The following is a 25,360-nucleotide window of genomic DNA, read 5'->3' as shown; positions in this document are numbered from 1 at the left end:
TCTAGGTGTGGCCCAATCGCGACGACTCTCCGGCCGCAATACCGGACTTGGCGTTTCGAGGCCCAACAAATAGATGGCGCTGGCCTAAGTTGAGATGGGAAAACTCCTAGAAGGAAAGTCGGCCCAAAAAGTGGCCGACGAGCATATCTCTGCTAGAGAGCATTGATCATTGTCCCCTGTTACGCCACCCCGAGCGAAGAATAATAATCAGGACCTCCCACAGTGCACGCCGAAAAGCTTGAAATTCCGGATGTTCTTCTGATCCATTTCAAGCGCTTTTACGACAAAAGGGGCTTCTTCACCGAGCTTTATAATGGCGAGGAGTTCGCACGAGCGGATATTCAAGAAACGTTCGTGCAGGACAATTTCTCGTTCTCCTCCGAGGCCGGCACGATTCGCGGCCTGCATTTTCAGTCCGTCCCCCACGCCCAGGCAAAGCTCGTGCGCGTTAGCCGCGGACGCATCTTCGACGTGGCGGTCGATTTACGACGGCAATCTTTGACATATGGCCAGCACGTTACGGCTGAACTTTCGGCTGAGAACGGCTTACAGTTGTACGTTCCCCGTGGCTTTGCGCACGGTTTTTGCACGCTCGAGCCCAACACCGAGGTCGTCTATAAAGTATCGAGCTACTATGCTCCGCACGCCGAAGAAGGAATTCTATGGACGGATCCGCAGTTGAAAATTAATTGGCCGGTCGATCCGAAAGACGCAACCATTTCCGGCAAAGACGAGGTGCTGCCTTTGCTGCGGGATCTCTCATCAACGTTTTAGCGTCGCACCGCGGGGGATAACCGATGAGAGTCATCGTCACAGGCGGAGCTGGCTTCATCGGATCCGCCTTGGTCCGGTATCTGGTCCGTGATCGCGGCTGGGACGTTCTGAACGTCGACAAGCTAACCTACGCTGCCAATTTACAATCGGTCGCTTCGGTCTCAAGCCGAGCCAACTATCGCTTCGTTCAAGCCGATATATGCGACGGCGACAGCATCAATCGCATCTTCGCTGAATACCGCCCCGATGCGGTCATGCATCTTGCCGCCGAGTCTCATGTCGACCGATCAATTTCGTCATCTGCGGCTTTCATCTCTACCAACGTTTTTGGAACGCACGTCCTGCTCGAGGCAGCCAGGTTATATTGGAGCGAACGTCCTCCCGCGCTTCGAGAAACGTTCCGCTTCCTGCACGTCTCGACCGACGAAGTCTACGGCAGCCTGGACGGTGACGGCTTCTTCACGGAGAGCACCGCCTACAATCCAAGGTCGCCTTATTCCGCCAGCAAGGCTTCATCAGATCATCTCGTCAGCGCCTGGTACGAGACGTACGGCCTGCCGACGCTGATTACGAACTGCTCGAACAACTATGGTCCCTATCATTTTCCCGAGAAACTGATCCCGCTGATCATTCTCAATGCCCTCGAAAACAAACCGCTACCCGTCTATGGCGACGGCCGCAACGTACGTGATTGGCTTTACGTCGAGGATCATGTGAAGGCGCTCACGACTGTTCTCGAGCGCGGTCGCACCGGCGAAACTTATAATATCGGCGGCCGGGCGCCGGTTGAAAACATCGCGGTGGTGGAACGCATATGCGACCTTGTTGACGATCGCTTCCCGGGCGATATCGCGCGACGAAATCTCATCACCTTCGTGCCCGACCGCCCCGGTCACGACAGGCGATACGCCATCGATCCAACAAAAATCGAAACGGCATTAGGTTGGCGCGCCGACCAAACGTTCGAGACCGGCATTGCCGCAACTGTCGACTGGTACTTGAATAATGCGTGGTGGTGGCGTCCTCTGCGCGAAAACGTCTATTCAGGAACCAGGCTCGGCCTGATTGAAAATTCGCCAATCAACGAAACTCAGCTTGCGGATAATTCCGCGTGACATCTGACGGAAAATCCATTCTGGTCATCGGCCGCGACGGCCAAGTCGCCCGTTCTCTCGACGAAACACTGAGCGCATCCGGATATCACGTTGTGCAGATCGGACGACCGGAGACCGATCTTCGCAATCCATCTTCGGTATCTGAGGCAATCCGGGCGGCACAGCCCGATTTCATCGTCAATGCCGCGGCTTATACGGCTGTCGATCAGGCCGAAGTCGAGCCCGAGACCGCCTTCGCAATAAACGCGGCGGGCGCACAGTCTGCCGCCGAAGCCGCGTCCGAGATCGGCGCTCCAATCATTCATTTTTCGACCGATTATGTATTTGATGGCAGCAAAGGCGTACCGTACGTCGAGACGGACGCAGTATCTCCGCTCGGTGTTTATGGAGAGAGCAAGCTCGCCGGTGAAAGCCTCGTCGCCGAAGCCAACCCCAAGCATATCATTCTGCGCACGGCTTGGGTCTTTAGTCCGTTTGGTTCTAACTTTGTGAAGACGATGTTGCGCCTCAGTCGCGAACGCCCCGAGATCAACGTCGTCGACGATCAGCGCGGCAGTCCGACCTACGCTCCCGATCTCGCCACGACGGTTTGCCAAATCATCAGCCGTCTTCGCACGTTGTCGCCAAGCCCAGAATGCTTCGGCACATTTCACGCAACAAACAGCGGTGAGACGTCGTGGTACGGGTTCGCTCGCGCAATCATCGACGGAGCAGCCCGAAGAGGCGGACCCCAAGCAATAGTCCATCCAATACCAACAAGCGCCTTTCCGACGAAAGCCCACCGCCCCGCCTATTCTGTTCTCTCCAACGACAAGCTTTCGCATGTCTACGGCATAAAGCTCCGCCCATGGCCGGATGCGTTATCGGAGGCTCTCGATCGGATAATCGGCGCACGTCATGAAGAGACACCGCAACGTCCGAAACAGGGCTTCGATTCAACAGCATGAGCACATTGAAGGGCATCATTCTCGCTGGAGGGAGCGGCACACGCCTCTACCCGTTGACCCTCGCGGTTTCAAAGCAACTTCTTCCTGTCTACGACAAGCCGATGATTTATTATCCGCTGTCGACGCTCATGCTCGCTGGCATTCGCGACATCCTGATCATCACCACACCGCACGACCAGCCCTTGTTCCAAAGTCTGCTCGGCTCAGGTGAGCAATTCGGTATCCGCTTGAAATATGCTGCCCAGCCCACACCGGAGGGACTGGCGCAAGCTTTCATCATCGGCCGCGACTTCATCGACGGCGACCGCTGCGCGCTCGTCCTCGGTGACAACATTTTCTACGGGCATGGGCTTGTCGACATGTTGCGCGCCGCCGCAGACCGCGACAGCGGCGCAACAATTTTTGCCTACGAAGTCGCCGATCCAGAACGCTATGGCGTCGTCACGTTCGACGCCTCGGGCAAAGCGCTATCCATCATCGAAAAGCCAACGAGTCCAAAATCACGTTGGGCCGTCACTGGCATCTATTTCTATGATGAGCGCGTCGCTGACCTCGCATCACGCGTTACACCATCGGCACGTGGCGAGCTCGAGATCACGACATTGAATGAAATGTATCTAGCGCTTGATGCGCTCCACGTCGAAAAGATGGGTCGTGGCTTCGCGTGGCTCGACACGGGAACATTCGAGAGCCTGATGGATGCGGGTGATTACATCGCAACCATTGAAAGACGCCAGGGCCTCAAAATTGCCTGCCCCGAAGAGATCGCGCTTCGCTTAGGATATATCAAACCTTTTGAGATGGAGCGCTGGCTGACGCGTCTCGGCAAAGGAAAATACGTAGATTACATTCACCGCTTGATTGAGGAAATGTAGACAAAAGGGATGCAGCCAAAAATCCGGAGGAAGCCTGCAGCCTTGCTTTTCGTCGCGACGCCACGGTGATAGCCCGGTGAAGCGCTTAGTGGACGGGCTCTTTGGTGGAGAAGACTTCCGTAGGCCAGAATGCTTCCAATTACCAGATCTGTCTTTTTTCCCGCATCTGTCGGTAGCAGTGGCCGTTTGCTTCATCGCGCTTGCCGGCGTCGCGGCCGAGACCGGCGTCGTGATGCTGATTTATCTCGATAGCGCCAAGCGCGAAGCCCTGGCGAAATGTCTGCTTCAGGGACGGCAATTCCGCGTGAAGACCTCTACCGTGCCATCATGGTCTTCTCATCCACGCTGGTGACGCTGATTGTTATCCCGGCGAGCTATAGACTGGTGAAGAGCTGGAGGCTTCCCATGGCCGCATCGGTGCAATCCGGTCTGCAGCAGAACTCGCAGGTAAGCACGGCAAGAAAATCAGACCTCCGAGGGAAGTCGGAAGTTAGCTTTATGGCCCTTCGTGTCAGGACTGCAGTGTCCGCTGTTTAAGGCGATGTCGTCATGAAGTCTCTCGATGCCCCCTGTCCTTCCTATTATCTCCCATTTAGAAGAAGCGATGAAGAGCTGGCTCGGAGACCTTCACGGATACAGGCGACAATGGCTTCGTCCGCTCTGGGAGAATGCACTACATATGCGGAGTAAGAAAATTCCGGGGCGTTCTCGACGAGCGACAGCCGACCATCTTCCAGATATGGGCAAATGAAGCCGCGCCGAAAATATCCGCGGCCGCCGATGGCCAATATGTATTCGAGGGCAAGTGGGCCATAGCTGACCGCAACTGTAGATGCAGGCTCATCCGGAAAAGCCGAATAATATGCGTCGGCGAATTCTTGCCCCCAATCGATTTGAACGGTTTGCGATGTACAGTGTAACGAGGACGGACGATTTGACTCCGCCAGCACCAATTTTTCTTCGAAAATGAGCTCGGCGACCAGACCAGGCCGCCGCGGCGCGCCATAAAGAACGGCGGCGTCAAGCGAACCCTCCTGCACCTGATCTATCAGACGATCAGCGGTGTCGACCCGTACCGAAAGCGCAAGTTCAGGATGCGACTGACGCATCCACACCAACCAAAGCGGAACGATCGGATGCGAGATGCTGAGTTCCGCCCCCAACATTACGACTGTGTCCTGCGCCTGAGACAACCGGATGGATTGCGTGGCCTGATCTGCAAGCCTGACGAGACTTACAGCGTATCTTTGAAATTTTTGCCCTGCCGGCGTTAATTGCGTCCCGACTTTGTTGCGAACAAAAAGAGGACAACCCAACTCTTGCTCAAGAACACGGATGCGTGCGCCGATCGCAGTCTGCGTTACGTGCAAATTCGTGGCAGCCGCTGCGAAGCTTCCCGTTTTGAGGACCTCAAGGAATGTGCGAGCCGCAGTGATGTCCATATTGTATCAGGTCTAACCAAGCAGGCAAAGAGCGAGGTTACAGAATCCACCACACCGACGTTTTCAGTTGCCAAGCCCAAGAATATCGTAATGCGATGGGAAGTCCTTGTTCCATATTTTCGTTGAAACGGCAAACTTCACATTATACGATTTTCAATACGGAAAAATCTGTCGGTCAACCTGAAGGGCCTTGAGAAAAAGACCCTCCAGAGATGCGCGTTTCCCGTAATTCCGTAGCCTGCCAGCCGCCTCCCAGCGCCAAAAAAATTGCGATCTGATCCTGACTGACTTCCGTCTGCCCAGCAGCATAAGCTTGCTCCGTTGCGGCGAGGCTGCGGTCGGCATCCAAAGACGTCAACGCGTCCGCGCTTCCGCCCCGCCATAGCCTTCGTGCATCCTCAGCGACTTTCGCGGCTCGATCCCGCGCCTTCTTGAGATTTTTCAGCCGGTCGAGGTTGTAGGCATAGTTCGTGAGTGCACTTTCGATTTCACGAAGCGCGGCGAGAACGGTTTTATCGAATACGGCAAGGTTTGCCCTGGTTCGCGCCTCAGCTGCAGCAATTCGCGTACGCGCCACATTCTGATTGATATTCCAACTGATCACCGGGCCGACGCCAAAACGATTGGTGAGCGGGCCAAACACGTCAGTCGCAGCGCCTTGGGTTCCGACGGATGCGCCGATCTTGACGTCCGGATAAAGCTCGGATGTTGCAACCCCGATCATTGCGGTCGACGCTGCAAGCCGGCGTTCGGCAGCACGCACATCAGGACGGCGACCGAGAAGGCTTCGCGCGTCGCCGACCATTATTCTCGACGCCAGCCGCAGCGGCCGGCGGCAAGCCAGCAGCGAACGGTCGTAGTTCTCCGGCAGTTGGCCGATCAGTGTCGCCAAGCGATAGGCCGCGTTAATCTGGCGCGCTTCAAGACGGGGGATACGCGCCTTGAACTGCTGATAAAGGCTCTCCTCCCGATCAATATCGAACGAGGCGACTCGGCCATTCGTCGCCATCGTTCGGGTGAACGAGATGGTGCGCAACTGGACGTCCGCTGTCCGGCGTGCGGACCCCAATTCGTTTCCACTGTTGCAAATATCGGCATAAGCGCGGGTGGTGTCGGCGACGACATTCACGCGAACCAAATCGCGCGCAGCCACAGCCGCCTCGTCGTTCGCAGACGCAGCCTCGATACCCCGTCTTATACCGCCAAACAGATCGAGGTCGTAGTTGATCGCAATACCCGTGTTGGCGATTTGATGCTGAGGCGGTTTGATGTGGCTGAGGTCCGCCTCTGCCGATTGCTGGACGTAAGTCGTCTCGAAGGCTGCGGAACCATTGATTTGCCGGCCCGTCTCAGCCTCGGCAAGTAAAGCGTGGGCCTGTTCGAGGTTGGCCTCGGCGATCCGCAGATCGGTATTAGCACGCAAAGCCATCTGAATATGATGAGAGAGCGTTGCATCGTCATATAGGCGCCACCAGTCGGCAGGCGGGTCGGCGGTATTTGTTGCATCGGCGCGCGACGCGAATGCTCCATTTGCCGAAGGCGCATTTACGAGTGCTTGTTCCGGCAGACGATAGTCTGGCCCCACGGTGCATCCACAGAGAAATGGCAGACACATCCATATTCCTGTCCGGGATACTCTCACCACGGGAAGCTCCGCTTGACCGTTGGCTCTCCGGGTCGGGGTTTTACTTCTACCGTCGCCGTCTGGCCGACGATCAACTTGAGACCCGATGGGATTTCATCGATCGCGATGCGAACAGGAATGCGTTGTGCGAGTCGAACCCACGAAAAGGAGGGATTGACGTTTGCCAATGCGGACTCGCTGTCGCTACGTTCACGGTCCGCGATCCCTGACGCTATGCTCTCCACGTGACCACGCACCGGCTCCCCAACGCCCATAAGAAAAGCGACCGCCGGATCTCCAACATGGATCGCCGGAACTTTTGTCTCCTCAAAATACCCTTCGATCCGCATCGACTTGGCGTAAACGAGCGCAGCGACGGCCTCGCCAGCCTTCATGTAAACGCCGGGCTGGAGGGTCATGTTTGAGACATACCCATCGACTGGCGCGCGAACGTACGTGCGGTCGAGATTGAGTTTTGCGAGATCGCGAGCCGAAGCCGCTTCCGCCACGCGCCCGCGCAGTTCGTCGACACGCGCGCTACCCTGCTCGATCTTTTCAGCTGCGATAAGGGTAGACATAGATCGGTTGCGTCGATCCTCACGCTCCGCCTGCGCAAGCATTGCCTCAGCACTCGCAAGCGTGGCGGTCGCGCGCTGAAGTGCCAGCTCGTATCGTGGCCGATCCATCACCAGCAGGACTTGGCCTCTACGAACGAATTCGTTGTCCTGAACGCAAACCTGTGTGACGAGTCCCGAAACGTCCGTCGCGACCTGAACGACATCGGCCCTGACTTTCCCGTCGCGCGTGATCGGGTCAATTTGATATCGCTGCCAAAGTGCCTGGAGCCCTGCAAGCGTCAGCGCCACAAGAACTAAGGTCCCAAGCGTTCGGCTCCAAAGCAAACCGTCCATCATACGGGAAACCTTGTCGGCAGGAGGCGTCCGTCCGCTAGCCTCGCCAGGCCCCACCAAAGGAGCATAAAAACGGCGATGTCGAAGAGCGCTGGACGCCAACTGATGCGGCTCAAAGGCAAACGATGAAGCAGCGGGCGCAGCCAATACGTCAGCAGGATTGCGAGACTCGCCCAGCACAAAGCCGCAGGCACATACACGCCGAAGATTTGCACCTCATCGATCACGAGGGTGATGACCCGTTCGCGAGCGGAACCGACGGCATAAGGTTGCAACGGATGCCCACGGCGGCGAGAAGTGCTTGGTGCCGAATGGCATTGTTTTCCATGGTTTGTATGGATGCGATTGCATTCTCGAGCTTTGTCCAGAGAGACTTCTGCGGTGGGGTCACGACCCCATCGATGCGGCGCTTGCGGAACAATTCGGCGATTTCCGCCAGCAATACTTCGATCGATCGTTCTATTTCCCCATGCGCAAACGCCGCCACGCGCAGATGCAGAATATTCCGGCCAATTCGAATGTCGTTAAGCCCGTCCGCGGCATGAAATTCATCTCCCTCACTGGAAACGGCAATGCGTGCAGCAATTTGGCCGGTACGATCGATCGCTCGGGTGGTCCAATTTCCAAAGTCCGGCGTGCTGCGCATGGTCGCGAGCCCCTCAAGTTCCTGCCACTGTGCCCTGACCATGCGGTATGCGATCCAGTCCACTCCGGCAGACCGGAAGAGGCGTGTCACGGCAATCGTCACGACGATCCCCATGACTTGCGCGATACCCGTGTTGACGAATGATGCAAAATCCGGCTGAAATGAATCGACGAAGCCCAATCCGACGATGAGACACGAGAACATCGGCAGCGCGACTGCAGACCGAGCCGGATCAGCTTGGATATAGCCGATCCCGATCAGTGCCGGGGCTAGCGCTAACGACAGCATTGGGTAGCCATCTACGCGGGGTAACACCGCGAACATATAGATCGCAGCAATCGGAAACGTCGCCAGTGTTGCAAAGAGATAGCGGCGTATGGCGGGAGCTGGATCTTCCTGGGCAGCAAATGAGCATGTGACGAGGGCCGCGAAAGCTGCTGTCGCCGATCCGGCTGGCCATGCGAGCAATATCCAGATCGTACAGTAGAGAACAACCGCTGCTGACATGGCCAAACCTGCAAGGATCGCCAAAATGCGATCCTGCCTCAGCGGCGAAATCTTATCAGCAACGTCCTCCGAGGAAATATGAACCGGCGTCCCATCAAGCGCGGCGACAAGAGTTTCCGCCTCGCGTATTGCCTCGATGAATTCCGCCAACCGCTCCGCGAGGCTCGCTGCAATCCAAGAAGACCAATCCGATCTTGCGCTATTCTTCTTAGCCAGCGACCGCGCACGCACCACCAGCCTACCACCGCATTCGTCCGAGGGTGGCCTATCTGTTTCCTGGAGCCAAGCGCGGCTTTCGCCGATCAATTCCATTAAATCTTTGTCTGCCTCCTTGCCGGCAAGCAAGTCAAGCCGATGCGCAACGGCGGATGCCAAAGGAATCAACGATGCGAGGCGGCGTTGCAAAACGTAAACGAGCGCACGCGTTCTTCGATGTCCGCTCATGTCGTAAGGAAGATGCATCGCTATTAGTCCGAGTTCAGCGACGTCAGCTGCAATCTGCTGCCGACGCGAACTGCCCCAGCCCTTGTGTTGAGCGTCGAGCGCACCTTCTGCCCATTCAGCCGCGTCGCGGAGAAAACGACGCCCGCGCTCCTGGACAATTTTTCGAGCATCCAAAGGCCGCGTCAGCGAATGAGCGAGCGTGACAGCAAGGATCGCGACTGTCATTTCCTCGACACGCGAGATGGTGGTCATGAAGATATTTGATGGATCGTCAAGATAGGGGAAGCTGATGACTGCCGCGCTGAAACCGGCCATTTGGAAAAGAAAAGCGCGCGGGGTTCGGTCGGAAACGGCGAGATATATACAAAGTCCCGTCCAAACTGCGAGACTGAGAACCAAAAGTTCCGGTGAATTTTGCAGATTGGGAACCAGCACGATTGCGGCAGCCGCACCGAGGAAGATCCCGATCAGGCGATAGGAGACCTTAGGCCGAAGCGCTCCCGACATGGGTTGCGCGGTGACATAGACCGTCAGGATGGCCCACCAGGGGCGCGGGAGGTCGACGGCAAATGCGATACCGAGCGTCAGGACACACGCCAAATAGCTGCTCAAAGAAAAAAGCAGCTTTTGAAGATCACATAAGAAGAAGCGGTGATAACAAGCGTGTGCGCGAGCCAATTCGGACATGAGTTGACAGATGCATTTTCCCTAAACGCGCAATCGAGCCGAGAATGATCGATTCCCGCTCATCACGTTCAGACCACTCCCACATCTGTCCGTTTCACTCAAAATCATATAATTGCGGTGTGACCGCAAAAAATTTTTAGCGATCGACCGTGCGCACGCCGAGCAGCGATCTACTCCCTCTCTCCTAGCCCGCCGGCTTTCCCCTGTGCATCGACGCACTGCGATGTCGGACTTGGGGTTTCTCTGTGGTTATGGATGATTTAGCCTATCGGTTGTGCAGCACACGTCGCGGAGATCCGATAATTTCGTGCCGGCTTTTAATTTGATGCGCCCCTCACCTCAGACGCTAGAGCAGTAGGATGTTGAAGACCCGGCTCACCGATATGTTTTCACTGCGCCATCCGATCATAGGAGCCCCTATGGCCTTTGCTGCAGGCGGTCGCCTAGCTGGTGCGATATCAGACGCTGGCGGCCTCGGATTGATCGGCGGTGGCTACGGAGATTCGAAGTGGCTGGCAGAACAGTTCGCGATCGCGGGAAATCGGCCCGTCGGATGCGGGTTCATTACTTGGTCGCTGGGTAAACAGCTTCACGTGTTGGACCAAGCATTGTCCCAACATCCCAAAGCGATTTTGTTGTCCTTCGACGATCCTTTGCCGATTGCGCCGCGGATAAAGAGCTCAGGAACACCGCTCATCTGTCAGATACAAACCCTTCGCGATGCCGAGCGGGCGCTCGAATGCGGGGCGGACGTCGTAGTTGCACAGGGCTCGGAGGCAGGTGGCCATGGCGAGAAGAGAGGTACGATCTCGCTCGTTCCGGAAGTTGCCGACCTTATCGCAAAACGCGGCTCCGACGCGGTTCTCTGCGCGGCGGGAGGGATTGTCGACGGCCGAGGCGTTGCGGCCGCGCTCATGCTTGGCGCGGAGGGCGTGCTGGTTGGATCACGCTTGTGGGCTTCGCAAGAGGCAAACGTTGGCCCACGCATGCACCACGCCGCGCTTGCCGCGACGGGTGACGATACCGTTCGTTCTCGTGTTATGGACCTCGCACGCAGGTTGGACTGGCCGCCTCGCTATACCGCGCGGGTACTAAGAAATGCATTTACCGATCGTTGGCATGGTCGCGAAAGTGAGTTGATGGCTGTTGCCGACGTTGAAGCCGAAAAGTATCGCGAAGCATGGATCGACGGAGATCCAGCCAGGAGCAATACGTTCATAGGTGAAGGCGCGGGGCTCATTCATGATATCGAACCTGTTGCGAACATCATCGCGAAGATGACCGCGGATGCATCAGATTATCTCTTAAAAGGCAAAAAATTTGCAATCGTCGGCGAGGGTGAACAACCCGGATCCGATAGCGTTGGGACGGGCAATCTGCATAGGTAATTTCTACCCGCCGCGAGCGTAGACAACGAGTTCATAGAGCGTACGCCCCGGACGGATGCGCTGGCGGCTCTTGGAATCGCAATCTGCAGGGCACACGCGCTTACATCGCTATGCACTCCAGAGATCGGGTTCAGATAACGTCAACAGATCACTTCAGAATCAAGGACGCGGCGGACGTCTGCTCGCAGAGCTGGAAGTAGATTGGTTTCAAACCAAGTATTGCGCGCAAGCCACTTGTTGTTGTGCCATGAGGGATGTGGCAGCGGAAACCTGCGAACAAATGGATCCGCGTCATAAACTTCGCGCCATTGCTGAACCGTCCGATTGACACCCTGCCGTGCTGCCACCTGTCCCAGGTGCCATCTTTGGGCGTACCCGCCGATGATCAAGTATAGCTTCACATTCGGCAAATGAGCGAACAACTTTGCTCTCCAAGTTTCTGCACATTCACGGCGGGGAGGATAGTCGCTGCCATCCGACCTCAATCCTGGAAAGCAAAAACCCATCGGGATGATCGCGAACTTGGAAGAGTCATAGAATACTGATTCATCGATCCCGAGCCAGTTTCGCAGCCTGACGCCCGATGGATCATCAAATGGCCGGCCGGTTTTATGAACACGTGTCCCGGGAGCTTGGCTAGCGATGCAGATGCGCGCGGCTTTTGAAACCTGGAGGACGGGTCGCGTCTCATGAGACAGTGGCTTCCCATAGACGGGATGCTCGCGGCAGATGCGGCATGCACGAATAGACGCCAGCAACCCGTCAAGATCGTTGGAACTCGAAGACGAGGTCATAGCCCTTCACATAGCGGCGGCGGGCTTCGAATAGCTTCCAATTCTGGCCGATAGTGGTCGTCAGTTTTCAACTGTTCAGGCATCTCCTCGGCCGAGTAGGACGTCCCTAAGCACCACCGCGTCGTTGTACTCCTCGTCGCGTGCGCTGTAGATGAGGGTAACAGTGTGTGTATTGGCGAGTTTGCGAATGCTATTCAGCAAATCCCCATGTTGGCGAAGCTCGGCTCGGTAGCGACGCTGAAATTCTGTCCAGCGCGCCGGATCATGACTGAACCATTTTCGAAGCCCCGTGCTCGGCGCAATATCTTTCTCCCACTTGTCAAGCGAAGCCTTCTCTTTACTGAGACCGCGAGGCCAAAGCCGATCAACAAGAATGCGAATGCCGTCTTCAGGAATTGCTGCTTCGTAGGCTCGTTTCAACTGCAGATGAGAGACCTGAATATTTACTCTTGGCATAGGACGCTTCCTCAGACCGCCTCAATCTCGCCCACTATTAGACGCGCCGTGATCGACGTACATTTCGGGCGCCACTGAGCGATTTTATTCAATCGTGATTGACGAGCATGTTTGCGACACGTGTGAAATGGCGCAGCAACTCGCTTTTCGCATCACTCGATATGCCCACTTTATCGATAGCCATGCTCATACATTCAAGCCAAGTATCGCGCGCTTCTGCGCTGATTTCGACATGTTCGTGCATCTTGCGAACGTCAGAGTGTCCGTATCTCTCAACATACAGCCTCGGACCACCGAGAAAGCCGGACAGAAATCGAAACTGTTCGATCCGCGAATGGGCAACGCCATGTCCCCTTAGATGCAAGATATTGAGTATCTCTGCTCGCGGTTCCGTTTCCACGATATCATAAAACGCTTCAACCAGCGCCCGCGTCGCTCCCTCACCGCCGATCCGGTCATAGAGCGATGACAAAGTTCTCTTCGACGTCGCGTCAGCTCGCATATCTGAGATCATGTCCGTCTTCGCTCCAAGACTGGATGGAAGTATCAGGATATAGCGTTGCGTAAAAATCGCCAATGTTCGGTTCGCATCTACCAGCGAACGGAAGCTTTCTAGATCCATGCGGAACTGTCCCAAAAAAGAATGGCCCCTTTGCAGGTGAGGTGGAGGCGTCGTCGACCATATCCGCCAGCGGAGCGAACCGCCTCGGATGTCGATCCTCTGCATGGTCTCGCCGGCATCATCGACTTGCCTTCAAGATGACGAGCGGCGCGCTTGACAGCACCAAACGCTCGGTCTGTTGGCGAACTCGGCGATCACCTCGAACTCTTGCCTTCGCTCGCTGCCTGCCGCCGGTACTGTGCCGGCGTCAAACCGACGTGCTGCTTGAACGCCCGCTGGAACGCGGCTTCGGATTGATAGCCCACATCCTCGCCAATCGCCGAGACCGATGTGGATGTTGCTCTCAGCGCGTTCGCTGCCGCCGTCATGCGCACATCGGTGAGAAGCTCGATAGCGGAACGGCCGAGGCTCTGTTGGAACTGACGTATGAACGTGGCTCTCGACATTCCGCATAAGTCGGCGAGCTCCGGCAGCGTCCAAGGATGACCTGGATCAGCGAACATAGCCGACAAGGCGCCCGCTAAACGCGGATGTCCCGCCAACGTGAGCAACCCGCTAGGAGCAGCCTGGTCCTCGCTCGCCAATCGCAGTGCGAGGGTGAAGAGCACAGCCGACAAAGCACCAAGCATAGCTTGGCCCCCAAGGTTCTCTTCGGCCGATTCCGATCGCATCAATGCCACGAGGTTGGCGAGACGGGCTCGTGCCCCCGGCTTCGCAGCCTTCACTAAGTGTTCGGACGTGCTGACCACCAGTCGCGGCGGTAGATAATTATGGATTAGGAGTGCGTGCTCTGCGGAGAAGAGGAAGCGGCCACAGAGCATGTCGAGTTGCTCCCCCTGACCGTCATTTTCGTCGATCGTGATAGTCGCGCCTTTTCGCTGTCGAATTGGCGAGGCGGCTTGGCCTCCGCCATCGTGCAAGACATGAGCTGGCCCTCGCGTCAACAAGAGGATATCGCCAGCATTCAGCGTACGAGACGGCTCGCCATCCGTTCCTTCAAGACGAGCCGATCCAGCAAGAACGACGTGATAGGGGATTTCGCCTGGTTCCGATGGCTCGTACTCGAGCCGCCATGGCGCCGCGAAGAAGCAGCGGTGCTCGGCTCGGCCGCTAACCGGCACGATGTGCAGCAAACTGCTTAGCCAATCGATGTGCGTCATCTCGAACCTCAAATGAGACGATCTAGCATATAATTGCACCATCCTGGCATTATCAATCTCATTTGCACGACTATGATGACTTTCATCGACATCAAGCCAGATGCGATCTCGGAAGCTTTCACCCTCGCAACTGGCTCTACCATTGAGGAGAAATCCAATGAACGTCATCGCTCAGCTTCTCGGCCGCACCGGTCTACTGAAACTCGATTACAACCTGCTCCGCGCCGCAATGGTGATCATCTTCGCGTGGTTCGGTTACGACAAATGGTTCGAAGCAGAAATCAGAGGCTTGCTGCCCATCATCACCCATGGGCCATTTATCTCCTGGACCATTCCGGTTTTGGGCATCCGCGGCACTGCTGTCTTTCTCGGCGCCTCAGAATGGACCTTTGGGACGTTGCTGTTTCTGGGTTTCTGGAACAAGAAACTGGGCATGCTCGGCGCCCTCGGTTCGACCTTTACCTTCATCGCTACCTTCACGGTCCTGCCGTTCGTGCCTGACGCGTGGGATGCCGGCGCGGGAGGCTTTCCAGCCATGACAATTAATTCGGCCTTTCTTCTGAAGGATCTCGTGCTGCTCGCGGTCTCTGTCTACCTTCTGAAGGAAGACGTTCAACGGGTCCTCAACGAGCAGCCGCGCTAAACGTCTGACGCAGGGTCCCTCGCTGATTAAAGCGCCATAGGGCGGTCCGGAAATACCGGGCCGCCCTTTAGCGAACCTCATCCATGCTTGAGCACCTAAATGATCGTCATCATCGACGAGATCTGCTTGCCAGTAAGAGCGGGTGCCCTTCAGAGACGATCGCCTTAGGCGCGTCGCGAGGCAAAGAGCATTCGTGAAATCCCTTTTAGCGCACCAAAGCTCTATCCTTTAGCGCGCATGACGCGCAATCGAACATGGCGCACGTAGTAAGATGCGTCGAGCATCCCAGCCTGCCAGAAATTTCGACTGAAAAGTACGGTGCCTACGCTCCGAAACAGCATCCCCGTCCCCATGCTAAGGCGCCCACCGCGATAAAGCATCCGCCGGACACCCACGATGATCGCGACGACGAACAAAAACGAACTTTCCCCAGACAGAAGAGCGATACGTCCCAAAGGCAACGCCCCTCGCGTGATGCTTAGAAGCGCCGCTTTTTCGCCGAGCTCACTTAGACGTAGGCGCAGCGCGTTCTCATCTCCCAGGCTACCGATAAAACGATAGCTTCCAGGCGTAAGCACATGGACATATCCGGCTCCTGTCGCACCGACGGCCGCATTGCCGTGCTCAATTCTCTTTAGGCGCACCAGCCGTTTCTTGAACCAGATAACAATGCCGGTGAGCGATAAGACGGCAACGACGAGCCCCATGAGCGACAGCAATATGCGACCGGGAAGACCTGCTATGCGGCCGGAGTGCAGAGGAAATTGGAGTTGCATGAAAATGTCGGCGGCTGTCCCGGCCCACGGGATGCTATCGCCAAGCATGACGCCGGTCTTGCCATCAAAATAGAGTGTTTTCGGCTCCATTCCACCGCTGCCGTGCTCTTCGCCAGCTTCGAAAAACGAGACGCTATAGATGCCGGTCTGCTGATTATAGAACGTGCTTCCCAGCGGCTCCTGCCATGAGCGCTTCGCCGCTTCGGCTGCTGCGATATTCAAAACGGAAGCGAACGACAGCTGCGGTGAGATGGGCTTGTCGATCGGAGCCGGGGTCCGCGATTCCCCGACGTCCGGCGTCAAGGAAAACACTTTGGAGAGAGCGGGACGCACGACCTCATCGCCAAGGTTCATCGAGATCGAGGTAAACGCGAGGATCAAAAGAAAAAGCCAAGTCCACAGCCCAAAGGCCCGGTGAACATCGAAATTCATGCGATAGGCACTGGCATTTTTCTTGATGCGCCACGCCGGCGCCCAGCGGCTAAGCCAGCTTTTTTCCCGATGCGGCGATGAGATGGCAATCGCGCTGGTAGCACCGCGCTTCGACTGCGGAAACGTCAACCAAAGGCCGACGAAGCAATCGAACATCCAGACGATGCCGACAATGCCCATCAACCAGATTCCCCAACCGTCGAACCCTAAGAAGTCCGGAACGTGCATCGAATAGTGAAGCTTATAGAGGAACGGGAGAATGTCCCGGCGATCCAGGGAGATTTGGCCCCAATAGCGTTTGCCCCTCACCTCCCCTGTTGCTGGTTCGAGATAAGCTTGGTTGTAGTTGAGTTCGAAGAGGCGCCCCGTCGCCGGATTGACTCGCGGCTGGATGAATAGTCCCGCCGTTTTTCCTGGCTCGTAGGACAGCGGAAAATAGGTGACGCGCGCCTGCGGATTTGCCGCTTCAAAACGCGCCACGAGTTCGAGCGGCGGCAACGGCGGCCCGCCCAGCTTCGCTTCGAAAAGATCTGGATTGAGCCATTCGTCGAGTTCGTGATCCCAAGAGATCACGGCTCCGGTGAGACCGGCCACAAACAGAAAAGCTGCAATGAAGAGACCGGCCCACCTATGGACAATAACGAGTAAGCTGCGCACTTCGCCTCCCTGCCGCATCATTGCAAACGAAGACGATTGTACCCCGACAAATATTGACTTGAAAAGTAAAGAATGTGTCGCTAGCGTGTTCTGATTGGACGTGATTGCGGGGTGGCAATCGCGTTCGAGTTGTGTGGGGGAAGACAATGTTTGCGAAATGGCCAAGCGCCCGCGTGCGGGCGCTAAGTGTTGCTGCGTCCTCGATTCTAGCGGCGCCTGCCGTCCGCGCACAAGAAACCGTGCCCGTTCCGATGCCGGAAATCGTCGTTCAGGGCCAAAGCCAAAAGCAGCCTGCTGCGAAGAAATCCGTTTCCAAACCGGCGAAGACTGCGGCGGCAAAGTCGCCGGTCACGAAGACAAATGCCCCTAAGACTCCGCCTCCGCTGAGCGACGGATCGAGCGTGCCCCTTTCCGCAATCGACGGCTACGTCGCCAAGGAAAGCTTCGCCGCGACCAAAACGAATACGCCTTTGATCGAAATACCGCAGTCGATCTCGACCGTGACGCGCAAGCAGATTGAGGATCGCGCTCCGCAGAATCTTAGCGACGCAATTCAATATGTGCCCGGCATCCGGACCAATCTTTCCGGCTACGATCCGCGCTTCGACACCTTCAATATTCGCGGCTTCGACGCAACGTACACCGGCATCTATCGCGACGGCTTGCGTCAGATGAGTAGCGGCTTCGGACAGTTCCGCACCGAACCCTATGGCCTCGACAGCATCACCATTCTTCGCGGCCCGACGGCATCGTTATACGGCTCAAGTAACGCCGGCGGCATTGTCGATATGTACTCCAAGCGCCCGACCGAAGCGCCCTTCCGAGAGCTTGAGGTGCAGATCGGCAATTACGATCGCTACCAAGGCAACTTCGATTTCTCCGGCCCGACGACGCTCGGCGATAACGTGCTCTATCGCTTTACCGGCCTCGTGCGCGACAGCGATACCGAGCTGATGGGAACGCCTGACGATCGCCTCTATCTGGCACCTGCGGTCACATTCAAGTTCGATCCGAACACGAAGCTCACGGTGCTCGGCGAATACATGGATGCTACGACCGGCGCCAACACGGCCTGGTACAACGACTACAGCTCCGGCCACGCACACCGAACGAACATCTGGTCGGGCGATCCGAATTTCCAGCTTTTTGACCAGACGCAAGAGCGCATTGGCTATGAGTTCGAGCATCGCTTCAACGACATTTTCACTTTCCGCCAAAAGGCGCGCTACTCGCATCTTTCGTCGACCGGCAGATACATTGATATCGTAGATGAGATCGAGCCGGACATTTGGAGCCGTGCCAACGGCATCGTCATCAGCGACGTGAATAATTTCGTGGCGGACAATCAGTTGGAAGCTCGTTTCTCAACGGGACCACTGAAACACGTGGCGCTGGCTGGCGTCGACGTTGCTTATGTCTGGTACAAAGAGGGCATGGGCTTCGGCGAACCCATCGAGGATGGCGGTATCGTCCCTCCCCTCGTCAATTACAACTATGGCCAAACACACATCCCGGCGCCGGCGATCCAAACGGTGACGCATCAGGATCAGATATTGACCGGCACATATCTGCAGGACCAGATCAAGCTCGACCGATGGGTGTTGACCCTGGGCGGCCGCCACGATTGGGTTACGACCGACACCGACACGGACGGCGACGATCTCAAGCAAAGCGATGCGGACTGGACCGGCCGCGCCGGCCTCACCTATCTCTTCGACTCCGGCTTCGCGCCCTACATCGCATACGGTACAGGCTTCGTCGCAAACTCCGGGACAGATTTCATTACCGGCAAACCGTTCAATGCCTCGAAGTCGGAATCGAAGGAAGTCGGCTTCAAGTATTTCGTACCGGGCTACAACGCATCCATCTCGTCTGCCGTCTTCGACATTCAGCAAACGGATGGCGTCCAAGACCAATGCGCGGATATCAACGGTGTCACCCAGTGCGGCTCCGTTCAGACCGGGGTGCTGCGGTCACGAGGTTTCGAGATCGAGGGCACAACCACGCTCGACAACGGGTTGAGCCTCTTGGCCTCTTACTCCTATGTCGACATGCGCATCGAAGACAATGCAAATGGCAATGAAGGCAATGTGCTTTCGAGCATTCCCTTCAACACCGCATCATTCTGGGGCGATTATACGCTCCGGTCAGGACCGGCGGCTGGGCTCGGATTTGGCCTCGGCGTCCGCTATATCGGATCGAGCTTCGGCAATGATGAGAACACATTTAAGAACGCAGGGCATACGCTCTTCGATATGGAGTCGCATTACGATCTCGCCCGTCTCGACCCAACCCTGCGTGGCGCTCGTCTGCAGTTGAACATCAATAATATTGCCGACAAGCGTGTCGACGTATGCTCGTCCGATTATTGCTATCTCGACCAGGGCCGCACCGTGATCGGCAGCTTGCGTTATCGATGGTAGCATTGAACGAGATGAGGAGCCGGCTCAGCGGTTGCTTCACCCGCGGGCGGCGAGATCGCCGTAAATATCCAGATGGCGGGTTGCGATAGCGGGCCACTCGCGTTCTGCCAAGCCGTTCGCAAGTGCTGCGGCGTCAATGACGGGAGGCTCGGGTGCCATGACGTGCGCCACAGCATCGAGCGGCCCAGAACAATGAGTTGTAACCACACGCAGCCAATCGGGCGTCTGTACGGAATGCGTCGTTAGTACGGTCACGCCGTGCTTCAGGCAAGCCAATGCAGATCCCCGCTTGTCGGTGATGCCGTCAGGGAAAGGGAGATAGGCATGACTAGCTTGCGCCAGCTCCTGTGATACCTCTCTACTGTCCAAGTTGAGGCGAAGATCGACTGCGTATTTTTGCGCACTCGCACGGACAAGAGCCACAGTTGGCGAAGCCGGATCAACGACAGCTCCAATGAATGCAACAGGAATGTCTGAGCCTTGCGCACGCAGCGCGGCTACGGCTTCGATGACACGCTCGAGGCCCTTGTTTTCTCCTATCTGCCCGAAATAGATCAAACGTCGCGGCCGGTTCTCTCGGCGAACGGCATGAACCGGTATGTTATTGCCCACCGGAACGACCGTGCACACACGCTCCGCAAAAGGATACAACGAGAGGAAGGCGCGCCGTTCTTCGGCATTCGAAAAGATGATCTGCTTTGCCCCCACAGCAATTGGCAGGCAATAAAGTTTGCGCGCTGTACTGAATATCCGAAACTCGTGCAGCGTCACCACAGAGTTTCTGCACAAAAAGGTCAAAAGCCCCCACCATGGTGCTCTGCCCATTTGCATACTCGGGTACTGTATATGGATAACATCTTGTCGATATGCGCTGGCGACCCGGAGCGTCTCTTTAAGCGACCATCGATCGACGAGCGCACATTCCGTCGCACCATTCATTTGTGAAAGTGCATCGACCAATCTCGTCGTGTAATCGAGGACACCGCACCGGTTGTCGGGCTTGCCCGCCAATACATGGACGACCCGCACCTCAATTCCCCTTTGCGATCAGAGTTGCAAGGGAGCGGACTCCATCTTCGCACGTAGCGATGTGATGATCACGTAGGCCTCCATCTAAGCCACTTTGTGCGGCCTGCAGAACGCGCGCCGAAATATCATCAGGCTGCGCATCTCGGTCGTCGAAGAAGTAATCCACGCGCTGCGTCAATCGATAAAAGCCGCGAACTTTAGGATCCCATCCAATTCCCACCGAAGGGACTCCGACAGCGTAGGAAATGATCGACGCGTGAAGGCGCTGCGCCACAATAGCGTCGAAACCAGCGATACGACTGACCAAATCGGCGTCGTCCCCGGGAGCGATGGCGGAACCATCGTACGCTATGCCACGCTCGCAGAGTTTCGACCCCAAGCGATGTGCCGCGCGGATGTCGCCAACCTCACCGGTCGTGAATAGATAGACGTCCACACCGGCAGCAACCAAATGCTCCGCAGCGGCGATCCAAAAAGCATCGTCAATCCCAGTCGGCGCATCGCGAACAGCCCTCACGACCGCGGGCGACATGATGCCAAGCCCAACGCGAAGACGCTGACGGGGCGAGCGCTTCCCAATCTCGAAAGTCCTTGCCGCAAGCAAGCCTGGGTCAAGCGCGATCCGGATATTTTCCTTTCGCCAGCCGGTAGCGACGAGATGATCGGCCGATTGTTCGTCACGCACGCTTATACTTGCGATGTAAGCATCCTGCAGAAAGCGGTGCAATTGTTTGCCGGCCGCCTGCTGCCACGTATTGGGATGGGATACGCCCACGGAGTGTATGTGAATACCGACACCCAGTTCGCGCGCAAATTCAGCGACAGCGTTGAGACGCACGGGGAAGTATTCAGTCGTCGCAGTAATTAAATGACCTCCTCCGACGACAATCGCGGACACTGATCGCTGGTGCACAGATGTTTTCCACTGAGACAGCAGTCGGCTGCGCGCACGACGCACGTTAAGCTGCGTCTTGAGACGACGCGGAACAAGCGTGCGCACCACATCTGTTGCAGACCATGCCGCTGTAGCCGGTTCGCCCTCGGGTCCGCTCTTTCCGTCGATATCCCAACCATCAACACCGCAATCCAGTTCGGATCGCAAGGCTTCATGAAGACATCGACCAAGCAGCCGATCACCAAGATTGGCGCTGAAAAAATCATTGAAGCAAAGAACGCTCAGTTCAGCACCTTTCACGCTTCGACACGGTCGATAGTTCCGTCGGATTGTTCGGGTTTCTTGATCGGACGGACGAAACCACTGCTCCGGGCCTCCGGAGATTTATTAATCACGATGCCAAGCAAGCGGCTTGAGATCACCTCCGCGTTCTCAAGACACCGCTCCAAATCGGCAATCGGACTGCCCCAGCGACACACCATAAGAACGCGATCTAAAAGCGGTGCAATGGCGCGCGCATCGACATGATCGAGCAACGCCGGAAGATCAATGATGATGTAATCAAAGTTGCCTTGAGCTCGCTGCAGCGCTTGATGCATGGCGTCGCAACTCAGGATATCGGCGGGGTGCGCGGGTATTGCAAAATTACTCTGCCCCACAAAGCTCAGATTGTCCGCCAGGCATACGACCGTGAGTGTTTCGTCTACGCCCGTAATAAACTTCGTGAATAACTCTCCGTCCCGCTCGCAGAAACATTTCGCCAATGTCGGATTGCGCAAATTGGCGTCGATCAGTAGCGTTCGACTTCCAGATTGGGCAGACAGCAAAGCGAGATTGTACGCAACCGTCGTCTTGCCATCATGAGATGTCGGTGAGGTCACGCCAATCGCGCGAGTTGGCTTCTGCAAGTCAAACTGACTGAGCGCGATCTTGATTTTCCGAAGCTCATTTTCGGCAGCATTCGCGCCGCTCCCGGAATTCCCGACGAGCACAACGGGCAGTCCTTTGTCACGACCGAATAGGCCGGTACGCACCTTACATAACGGAAGCGGCTCGAAGACTCGTACTCCAAGCGCTGTTGACAACTGTGATCGCGACCGCACTGGAGCTTGCACAAACTCTGCGCCGAAGGCGCCGAGCGTCCCCAGCGTGCAGCCGGCGATCAACGAAAGCGCCAATACGAGTGTGGTGCGCGGCGAACCAGGAATATTCGGTGGAATGGCTCTGGTTAGCACGCGGGCGGAAGTCGACGGAATTGCAACTTTCTGAAGCTGCAGCGCTTGGGTGTAACGGTTCAAGTAGGCTTCGTATCCTGCCCGCGCTATTCGTGCTTTGGCAGCCAGATCTAACGCTTTTCCGTTGTCGGCGGAAACTACGCCCGACGCTGCCGTCTGGCCCGGACTAGAGCCGGTTACAGTCGCATCTCGCGCCGCCTTCTCAGCGCGCGTTGCTTGATCTCTTAAAACCACGAGACGATCTTGCATCCATTTATTAGCGCGCAGTTGCGATTCCTGACGCGCGCCGAGTTGTTCTTCGATGTAGCCGTCGGCAATTGCATTTGCAATTTTTGCAGCCTTCTCCGCATCGATGGACGTTGCGTCAATCTCCGCGACGTAACTCCGCCCGATGCGATCGATCTTCAATTTCGCTTGAAGATTGTCCAGTGCGATCTCACGTGGATTCGCTTTGTGCGCCGGACTTTTGCCAATCGGAGACATAGCAAGCAATCGCGAAAGAAAGCCTGGTCTTGGCTTGCCGAACTCAGGATCGTCAGCGAGACCGAGTTCGTCTATTACCCGCAAAGCAAGGCTTCCCGAGCGGACTGCCTCCATTTGCGATTCAATGACCGTGCTGTCGACAACAGCGTCGCTCGATGCCGCATCGTCATCGGGAGCCTGTCGGGTTTCGGTAAGAAGAACCGCTGTCGCGATATACTTTTTGGGCGTAACCGCGAGAAATAACAGCGCCGCGGAAAGGCAGCCAATCACGCTAATGATGATTATGCGATGCTGGTATTTAAGCACGCTCGCGATTTCACCGATCGACCACCGAGGCGATCTCAGCTCACGCACGTTTTGATTAAACTGCAGCACTATTCTGATCTTTTCTCATCGGTTTGCGGAGCAGGCGCACTGCTCTCGGGAAAGCGCAGCGCAACATCAACGACATCTCCGGGTCTCAGTTCCTCATCTTGTGACGCTTTGAGGCTACTGACGCCGGCATCCGTTTTCCGATGAATTAGAATGCTGGGCTCTCCGCCATTTCCGCGCACAAGTTGGGATCGAACAAGCCCTGTGTAGATCAGCTTATCGCCAAGAGCCTGCAACCGCGCGCGCGTTTGGCTCAATTCAAGCTGCGTATCGTGCAATTCCGTCAGAAGCCCTTGGCGTCGTTCATCAGGGAGCTTTTGAAGTTGTGCGGCCAAGTCCGCTCGATCCCTTTCGGAGACACCTCGCTGCGCTACGGTTTGCAGATACCGCGTCGATGACAGGAGAATTGTGCGACGAGCTTCAATGACCCGCGTGATGGGCAGCGTTTGCCTTCCGAACAGCTCCTTCACGCGCTCCAATTCCTCAGTATCCGCCTGGACACCAAGCTTCTCTTTGTCCTCTTGTTGAGAGAGCGCCGAAATACGATCGTTTTCGGTCGCGATCGCTGACTGCAGGTAGTCGCTTTGCTTCTTGTTGAGGCTATTACGCGCAGAGAGCTGAGCCTCCTCCAGATCAACGATATTCTTCACACTGCTCGCAGAGATCGGCGTTGCCTGGAGCGCCTTGGAATCGAAGTTGGCTTTCCCTGCAAGTTCCGCTTTCAACCTCAGAATCTTCGCCTGCTGCGTGGCAAACAGCGTCCACTGGGCGTCGTAGTCTGCTCGGAAATCGGCTTCCTCCAAAAGTGGATTCTGCGCTCGAAAACGCATCACATCTACGCCGCCCGCAAGAGCAATAGCTTGGCGAACGGTTATTCCCGGCCTGAATGACTGTTGTCCGGGCTGCGAGACGTCGCCATTAACGTAGATCGGACGATATTCGGCAATAACGACCGATATCTCATCCGCTGCCAACATCACTGAGAGTTGGCGGCCATCACTCGAACGGCGTTGGAGTACTTGTGAGGATACCTCACTGCGAACCTTCGCTTGGAGCTCAGACACAGTCATGCCCTGGGCTTTCAATTCACCCACCAAGGGAAAACTGATCTGCCCATCGATGTCGACTGTCGCGCGCGTCTTGAGGTCTGGTGCCGAGGCCGCGCTGAACTCGATGCTATCGCCAGGTTGAATACGATAACTATCGTCAGCCAGGCTTGCGCTCGTCGTGGCCAGAAGGATCGGCAGATATAGAAAAACAAACCGCAATTTTTTCATCAACTGCTGCCTCAGCTCCCAGTGCCGCGAAACACCTCAGATTTGAAAGTTTGCCAAAGGATCCGAAAATCCAGAAAAAGAGACCAGCTCTCAGCATAGGCGAGATCGTATTCTATACGCGCCTTGGCGAATTTTGCGTCCGTCGTGCTGCCCCTTAATCGATTGATTTGAGCCAAGCCGGTAATTCCGGGGCGCATGCGATGACGCTTGAAGTAATGAGGAACAAGCTCCTCATAGAGTAGACCGCCCGCACGCATTCCAGGAACATGTGGACGAGGACCAACAAGAGACATGTCGCCGAACAGAACGTTGAAGAGTTGCGGCAACTCATCGATGTTGGTGCGGCGAAGAATTTTTCCGACACTTGTGACGCGCGGATCGTCAGCTTTGGTTTGCCTGACGCCTGTGGCATCCCCCAAATCAATTCGCATGCTACGGAATTTGTAGATACCGAAAAGCTCGTTGTTCAAACCGTAGCGAGATTGCTTGAACAAGATCGGTCCGCGCGATGTCAGTTTGATTGCCACCGCCGCTCCAAGAAGGATCGGCGACGCCACAACGATGAGTGTTGACGCGGCGAAAACATCGACCGCGCGCTTAATTGCAAGTTGAATTGCAAGAGTGTTGGCGCTCGGCGATGACGCAAGTTCAGCACCGGAAAAAGACAAAGACTGAGGACGATTGAGAAAGGTCATCGATACCGTCTCCGCACACTGACTGGTTCGATTGGACTGCGCACTAACGGC

22 protein-coding genes and 1 pseudogene are annotated in these 25,360 nt (G+C 56.3%); 8 read left to right on the top strand and 15 right to left on the bottom strand.

The annotated features are described in order from the left end of the window. Positions 1-222: 222 nt before the first annotated feature. From rfbC to RLW41_RS19520, 5 genes and pseudogenes are all read left to right on the top strand, one after another. Entirely contained in the window at positions 223-774 is a 552-nt protein-coding gene (rfbC, locus tag RLW41_RS19540; RefSeq protein WP_414462567.1) for a dTDP-4-dehydrorhamnose 3,5-epimerase, read from the top strand. A 23-nt stretch (positions 775-797) separates the two neighbouring features. After that, positions 798-1,889 carry a dTDP-glucose 4,6-dehydratase gene (rfbB, locus tag RLW41_RS19535; RefSeq protein ID WP_414462566.1) on the top strand — a complete coding sequence of 364 codons (1,092 nt, stop codon included), beginning with the start codon at positions 798-800 and terminating at the stop codon, positions 1,887-1,889. Then, positions 1,886-2,836: a dTDP-4-dehydrorhamnose reductase gene (rfbD, locus tag RLW41_RS19530; protein WP_414462565.1), complete on the top strand. Its 951-nt coding sequence runs from the start codon at positions 1,886-1,888 to the stop codon at positions 2,834-2,836. The genes rfbB and rfbD overlap by 4 nt, the downstream gene beginning before the upstream one ends. Beyond that, on the top strand, positions 2,833-3,711 hold the full coding sequence (rfbA, locus tag RLW41_RS19525; RefSeq protein WP_414462564.1) for a glucose-1-phosphate thymidylyltransferase RfbA: 879 nt from the start codon (positions 2,833-2,835) through the stop codon (positions 3,709-3,711). Before rfbD ends, rfbA begins: the two co-directional genes overlap by 4 nt. A gap of 163 nt (positions 3,712-3,874) precedes the next feature. Beyond that, a pseudogene (locus RLW41_RS19520) lies at positions 3,875-4,248 on the top strand (hypothetical protein); the annotation flags it as partial. 44 nt (positions 4,249-4,292) lie between these two features. On the opposite strand, the gene RLW41_RS19515 reads toward RLW41_RS19520, so the two are convergent. The 5 genes from RLW41_RS19515 to RLW41_RS19495 form a co-directional block, all read right to left on the bottom strand. Further along, positions 4,293-5,153, bottom strand: a complete 861-nt coding sequence (locus RLW41_RS19515; protein WP_414462563.1) for a LysR family transcriptional regulator — start codon at positions 5,151-5,153, stop codon at positions 4,293-4,295. Positions 5,154-5,328: 175 nt separating this feature from the next. Next, positions 5,329-6,768 (bottom strand): efflux transporter outer membrane subunit, encoded by a 1,440-nt coding sequence (locus RLW41_RS19510; protein WP_414464619.1) that lies wholly within the window; start codon positions 6,766-6,768, stop codon positions 5,329-5,331. A gap of 23 nt (positions 6,769-6,791) precedes the next feature. Further along, positions 6,792-7,691, bottom strand: coding sequence for an efflux RND transporter periplasmic adaptor subunit (locus RLW41_RS19505; protein WP_409563170.1), 900 nt, complete (start codon positions 7,689-7,691; stop codon positions 6,792-6,794). Beyond that, positions 7,688-7,903, bottom strand: coding sequence for a DUF1656 domain-containing protein (locus tag RLW41_RS19500; protein ID WP_414464618.1), 216 nt, complete (start codon positions 7,901-7,903; stop codon positions 7,688-7,690). Before RLW41_RS19500 ends, RLW41_RS19505 begins: the two co-directional genes overlap by 4 nt. A gap of 8 nt (positions 7,904-7,911) precedes the next feature. After that, the gene (locus RLW41_RS19495; RefSeq protein WP_414462562.1) at positions 7,912-9,972 is read right to left on the bottom strand and encodes an FUSC family protein; all 2,061 of its coding nucleotides are present in this window, start codon (positions 9,970-9,972) and stop codon (positions 7,912-7,914) included. Positions 9,973-10,331: 359 nt separating this feature from the next. On the opposite strand from RLW41_RS19495, the gene RLW41_RS19490 reads away from it, so the two are divergent. After that, positions 10,332-11,360 carry an NAD(P)H-dependent flavin oxidoreductase gene (locus RLW41_RS19490; RefSeq protein ID WP_414462561.1) on the top strand — a complete coding sequence of 343 codons (1,029 nt, stop codon included), beginning with the start codon at positions 10,332-10,334 and terminating at the stop codon, positions 11,358-11,360. 140 nt (positions 11,361-11,500) lie between these two features. Here the strand turns inward: RLW41_RS19490 and RLW41_RS19485 are convergent, their stop codons facing one another. The 4 genes from RLW41_RS19485 to RLW41_RS19470 all read right to left on the bottom strand — a co-directional run bounded on the left by RLW41_RS19485 (position 11,501) and on the right by RLW41_RS19470 (position 14,392). After that, positions 11,501-12,154, bottom strand: coding sequence for a uracil-DNA glycosylase family protein (locus RLW41_RS19485; protein WP_414462560.1), 654 nt, complete (start codon positions 12,152-12,154; stop codon positions 11,501-11,503). A 75-nt stretch (positions 12,155-12,229) separates the two neighbouring features. Next, positions 12,230-12,610, bottom strand: a complete 381-nt coding sequence (locus RLW41_RS19480; protein WP_414462559.1) for a DUF488 domain-containing protein — start codon at positions 12,608-12,610, stop codon at positions 12,230-12,232. An 88-nt stretch (positions 12,611-12,698) separates the two neighbouring features. Beyond that, positions 12,699-13,232, bottom strand: a complete 534-nt coding sequence (locus RLW41_RS19475; RefSeq protein ID WP_414462558.1) for a group II truncated hemoglobin — start codon at positions 13,230-13,232, stop codon at positions 12,699-12,701. Between the two features lie 194 nt (positions 13,233-13,426). Further along, on the bottom strand, positions 13,427-14,392 hold the full coding sequence (locus RLW41_RS19470) for a cupin domain-containing protein (protein WP_414462557.1): 966 nt from the start codon (positions 14,390-14,392) through the stop codon (positions 13,427-13,429). Between the two features lie 157 nt (positions 14,393-14,549). Here RLW41_RS19470 and RLW41_RS19465 point away from each other — a divergent pair, with 157 nt between their 5' ends. After that, complete coding sequence (locus tag RLW41_RS19465) at positions 14,550-15,035, top strand: YkgB family protein (protein WP_414462556.1); 486 nt, start codon at positions 14,550-14,552, stop codon at positions 15,033-15,035. Positions 15,036-15,256: 221 nt separating this feature from the next. On the opposite strand, the gene RLW41_RS19460 is transcribed toward RLW41_RS19465, so the two are convergent. Next, entirely contained in the window at positions 15,257-16,900 is a 1,644-nt protein-coding gene (locus RLW41_RS19460; RefSeq protein WP_414462555.1) for a PepSY-associated TM helix domain-containing protein, read from the bottom strand. Positions 16,901-17,046: 146 nt separating this feature from the next. On the opposite strand from RLW41_RS19460, the gene RLW41_RS19455 reads away from it, so the two are divergent. After that, positions 17,047-19,323, top strand: a complete 2,277-nt coding sequence (locus tag RLW41_RS19455; RefSeq protein ID WP_414462554.1) for a TonB-dependent siderophore receptor — start codon at positions 17,047-17,049, stop codon at positions 19,321-19,323. Between the two features lie 36 nt (positions 19,324-19,359). On the opposite strand, the gene RLW41_RS19450 is transcribed toward RLW41_RS19455, so the two are convergent. The 5 genes from RLW41_RS19450 to RLW41_RS19430 all read right to left on the bottom strand — a co-directional run bounded on the left by RLW41_RS19450 (position 19,360) and on the right by RLW41_RS19430 (position 25,309). Continuing rightward, entirely contained in the window at positions 19,360-20,352 is a 993-nt protein-coding gene (locus RLW41_RS19450) for a hypothetical protein (RefSeq protein ID WP_414462553.1), read from the bottom strand. Position 20,353: 1 nt separating this feature from the next. Beyond that, the gene (locus RLW41_RS19445; RefSeq protein WP_414462552.1) at positions 20,354-21,265 is read right to left on the bottom strand and encodes a polysaccharide pyruvyl transferase family protein; all 912 of its coding nucleotides are present in this window, start codon (positions 21,263-21,265) and stop codon (positions 20,354-20,356) included. A gap of 278 nt (positions 21,266-21,543) precedes the next feature. Next, positions 21,544-23,340 carry a polysaccharide biosynthesis tyrosine autokinase gene (locus tag RLW41_RS19440; RefSeq protein WP_414462551.1) on the bottom strand — a complete coding sequence of 599 codons (1,797 nt, stop codon included), beginning with the start codon at positions 23,338-23,340 and terminating at the stop codon, positions 21,544-21,546. Then, positions 23,340-24,614 (bottom strand): polysaccharide biosynthesis/export family protein, encoded by a 1,275-nt coding sequence (locus RLW41_RS19435; protein WP_414464617.1) that lies wholly within the window; start codon positions 24,612-24,614, stop codon positions 23,340-23,342. Before RLW41_RS19435 ends, RLW41_RS19440 begins: the two co-directional genes overlap by 1 nt. A gap of 11 nt (positions 24,615-24,625) precedes the next feature. Continuing rightward, positions 24,626-25,309 carry a sugar transferase gene (locus RLW41_RS19430; RefSeq protein ID WP_409563158.1) on the bottom strand — a complete coding sequence of 228 codons (684 nt, stop codon included), beginning with the start codon at positions 25,307-25,309 and terminating at the stop codon, positions 24,626-24,628. Positions 25,310-25,360 lie beyond the last annotated feature (51 nt).

Origin of the sequence: Hyphomicrobium sp. DY-1 (assembly GCF_047497105.1) — a bacterium.
Taxonomy (GTDB): Bacteria; Pseudomonadota; Alphaproteobacteria; order Rhizobiales; family Hyphomicrobiaceae; genus Hyphomicrobium_B.
Note: the sequence above shows the minus strand (reverse complement) of the source record. Positions and strands in the feature narration are given on the sequence as shown.

What these genes read in the sequence shown, in the direction of transcription:
- RLW41_RS19480 (WP_414462559.1), bottom strand. Translation starts at nt 12,610, where the DNA reads ATGCCAAGAGTAAATATTCAGGTCTCTCATCTGCAGTTGAAACGAGCC.
- RLW41_RS19510 (WP_414464619.1), bottom strand. Translation starts at nt 6,768, where the DNA reads ATGTGTCTGCCATTTCTCTGTGGATGCACCGTGGGGCCAGACTATCGT.
- RLW41_RS19475 (WP_414462558.1), bottom strand. Translation starts at nt 13,232, where the DNA reads ATGGATCTAGAAAGCTTCCGTTCGCTGGTAGATGCGAACCGAACATTG.
- RLW41_RS19465 (WP_414462556.1), top strand. Translation starts at nt 14,550, where the DNA reads ATGAACGTCATCGCTCAGCTTCTCGGCCGCACCGGTCTACTGAAACTC.
- rfbB (WP_414462566.1), top strand. Translation starts at nt 798, where the DNA reads ATGAGAGTCATCGTCACAGGCGGAGCTGGCTTCATCGGATCCGCCTTG.
- RLW41_RS19485 (WP_414462560.1), bottom strand. Translation starts at nt 12,154, where the DNA reads ATGACCTCGTCTTCGAGTTCCAACGATCTTGACGGGTTGCTGGCGTCT.
- RLW41_RS19435 (WP_414464617.1), bottom strand. Translation starts at nt 24,614, where the DNA reads ATGAAAAAATTGCGGTTTGTTTTTCTATATCTGCCGATCCTTCTGGCC.
- RLW41_RS19505 (WP_409563170.1), bottom strand. Translation starts at nt 7,691, where the DNA reads ATGATGGACGGTTTGCTTTGGAGCCGAACGCTTGGGACCTTAGTTCTT.
- RLW41_RS19495 (WP_414462562.1), bottom strand. Translation starts at nt 9,972, where the DNA reads ATGTCCGAATTGGCTCGCGCACACGCTTGTTATCACCGCTTCTTCTTA.
- rfbA (WP_414462564.1), top strand. Translation starts at nt 2,833, where the DNA reads ATGAGCACATTGAAGGGCATCATTCTCGCTGGAGGGAGCGGCACACGC.
- RLW41_RS19515 (WP_414462563.1), bottom strand. Translation starts at nt 5,153, where the DNA reads ATGGACATCACTGCGGCTCGCACATTCCTTGAGGTCCTCAAAACGGGA.
- RLW41_RS19470 (WP_414462557.1), bottom strand. Translation starts at nt 14,392, where the DNA reads ATGACGCACATCGATTGGCTAAGCAGTTTGCTGCACATCGTGCCGGTT.
- RLW41_RS19455 (WP_414462554.1), top strand. Translation starts at nt 17,047, where the DNA reads ATGTTTGCGAAATGGCCAAGCGCCCGCGTGCGGGCGCTAAGTGTTGCT.
- RLW41_RS19490 (WP_414462561.1), top strand. Translation starts at nt 10,332, where the DNA reads ATGTTGAAGACCCGGCTCACCGATATGTTTTCACTGCGCCATCCGATC.
- RLW41_RS19430 (WP_409563158.1), bottom strand. Translation starts at nt 25,309, where the DNA reads ATGACCTTTCTCAATCGTCCTCAGTCTTTGTCTTTTTCCGGTGCTGAA.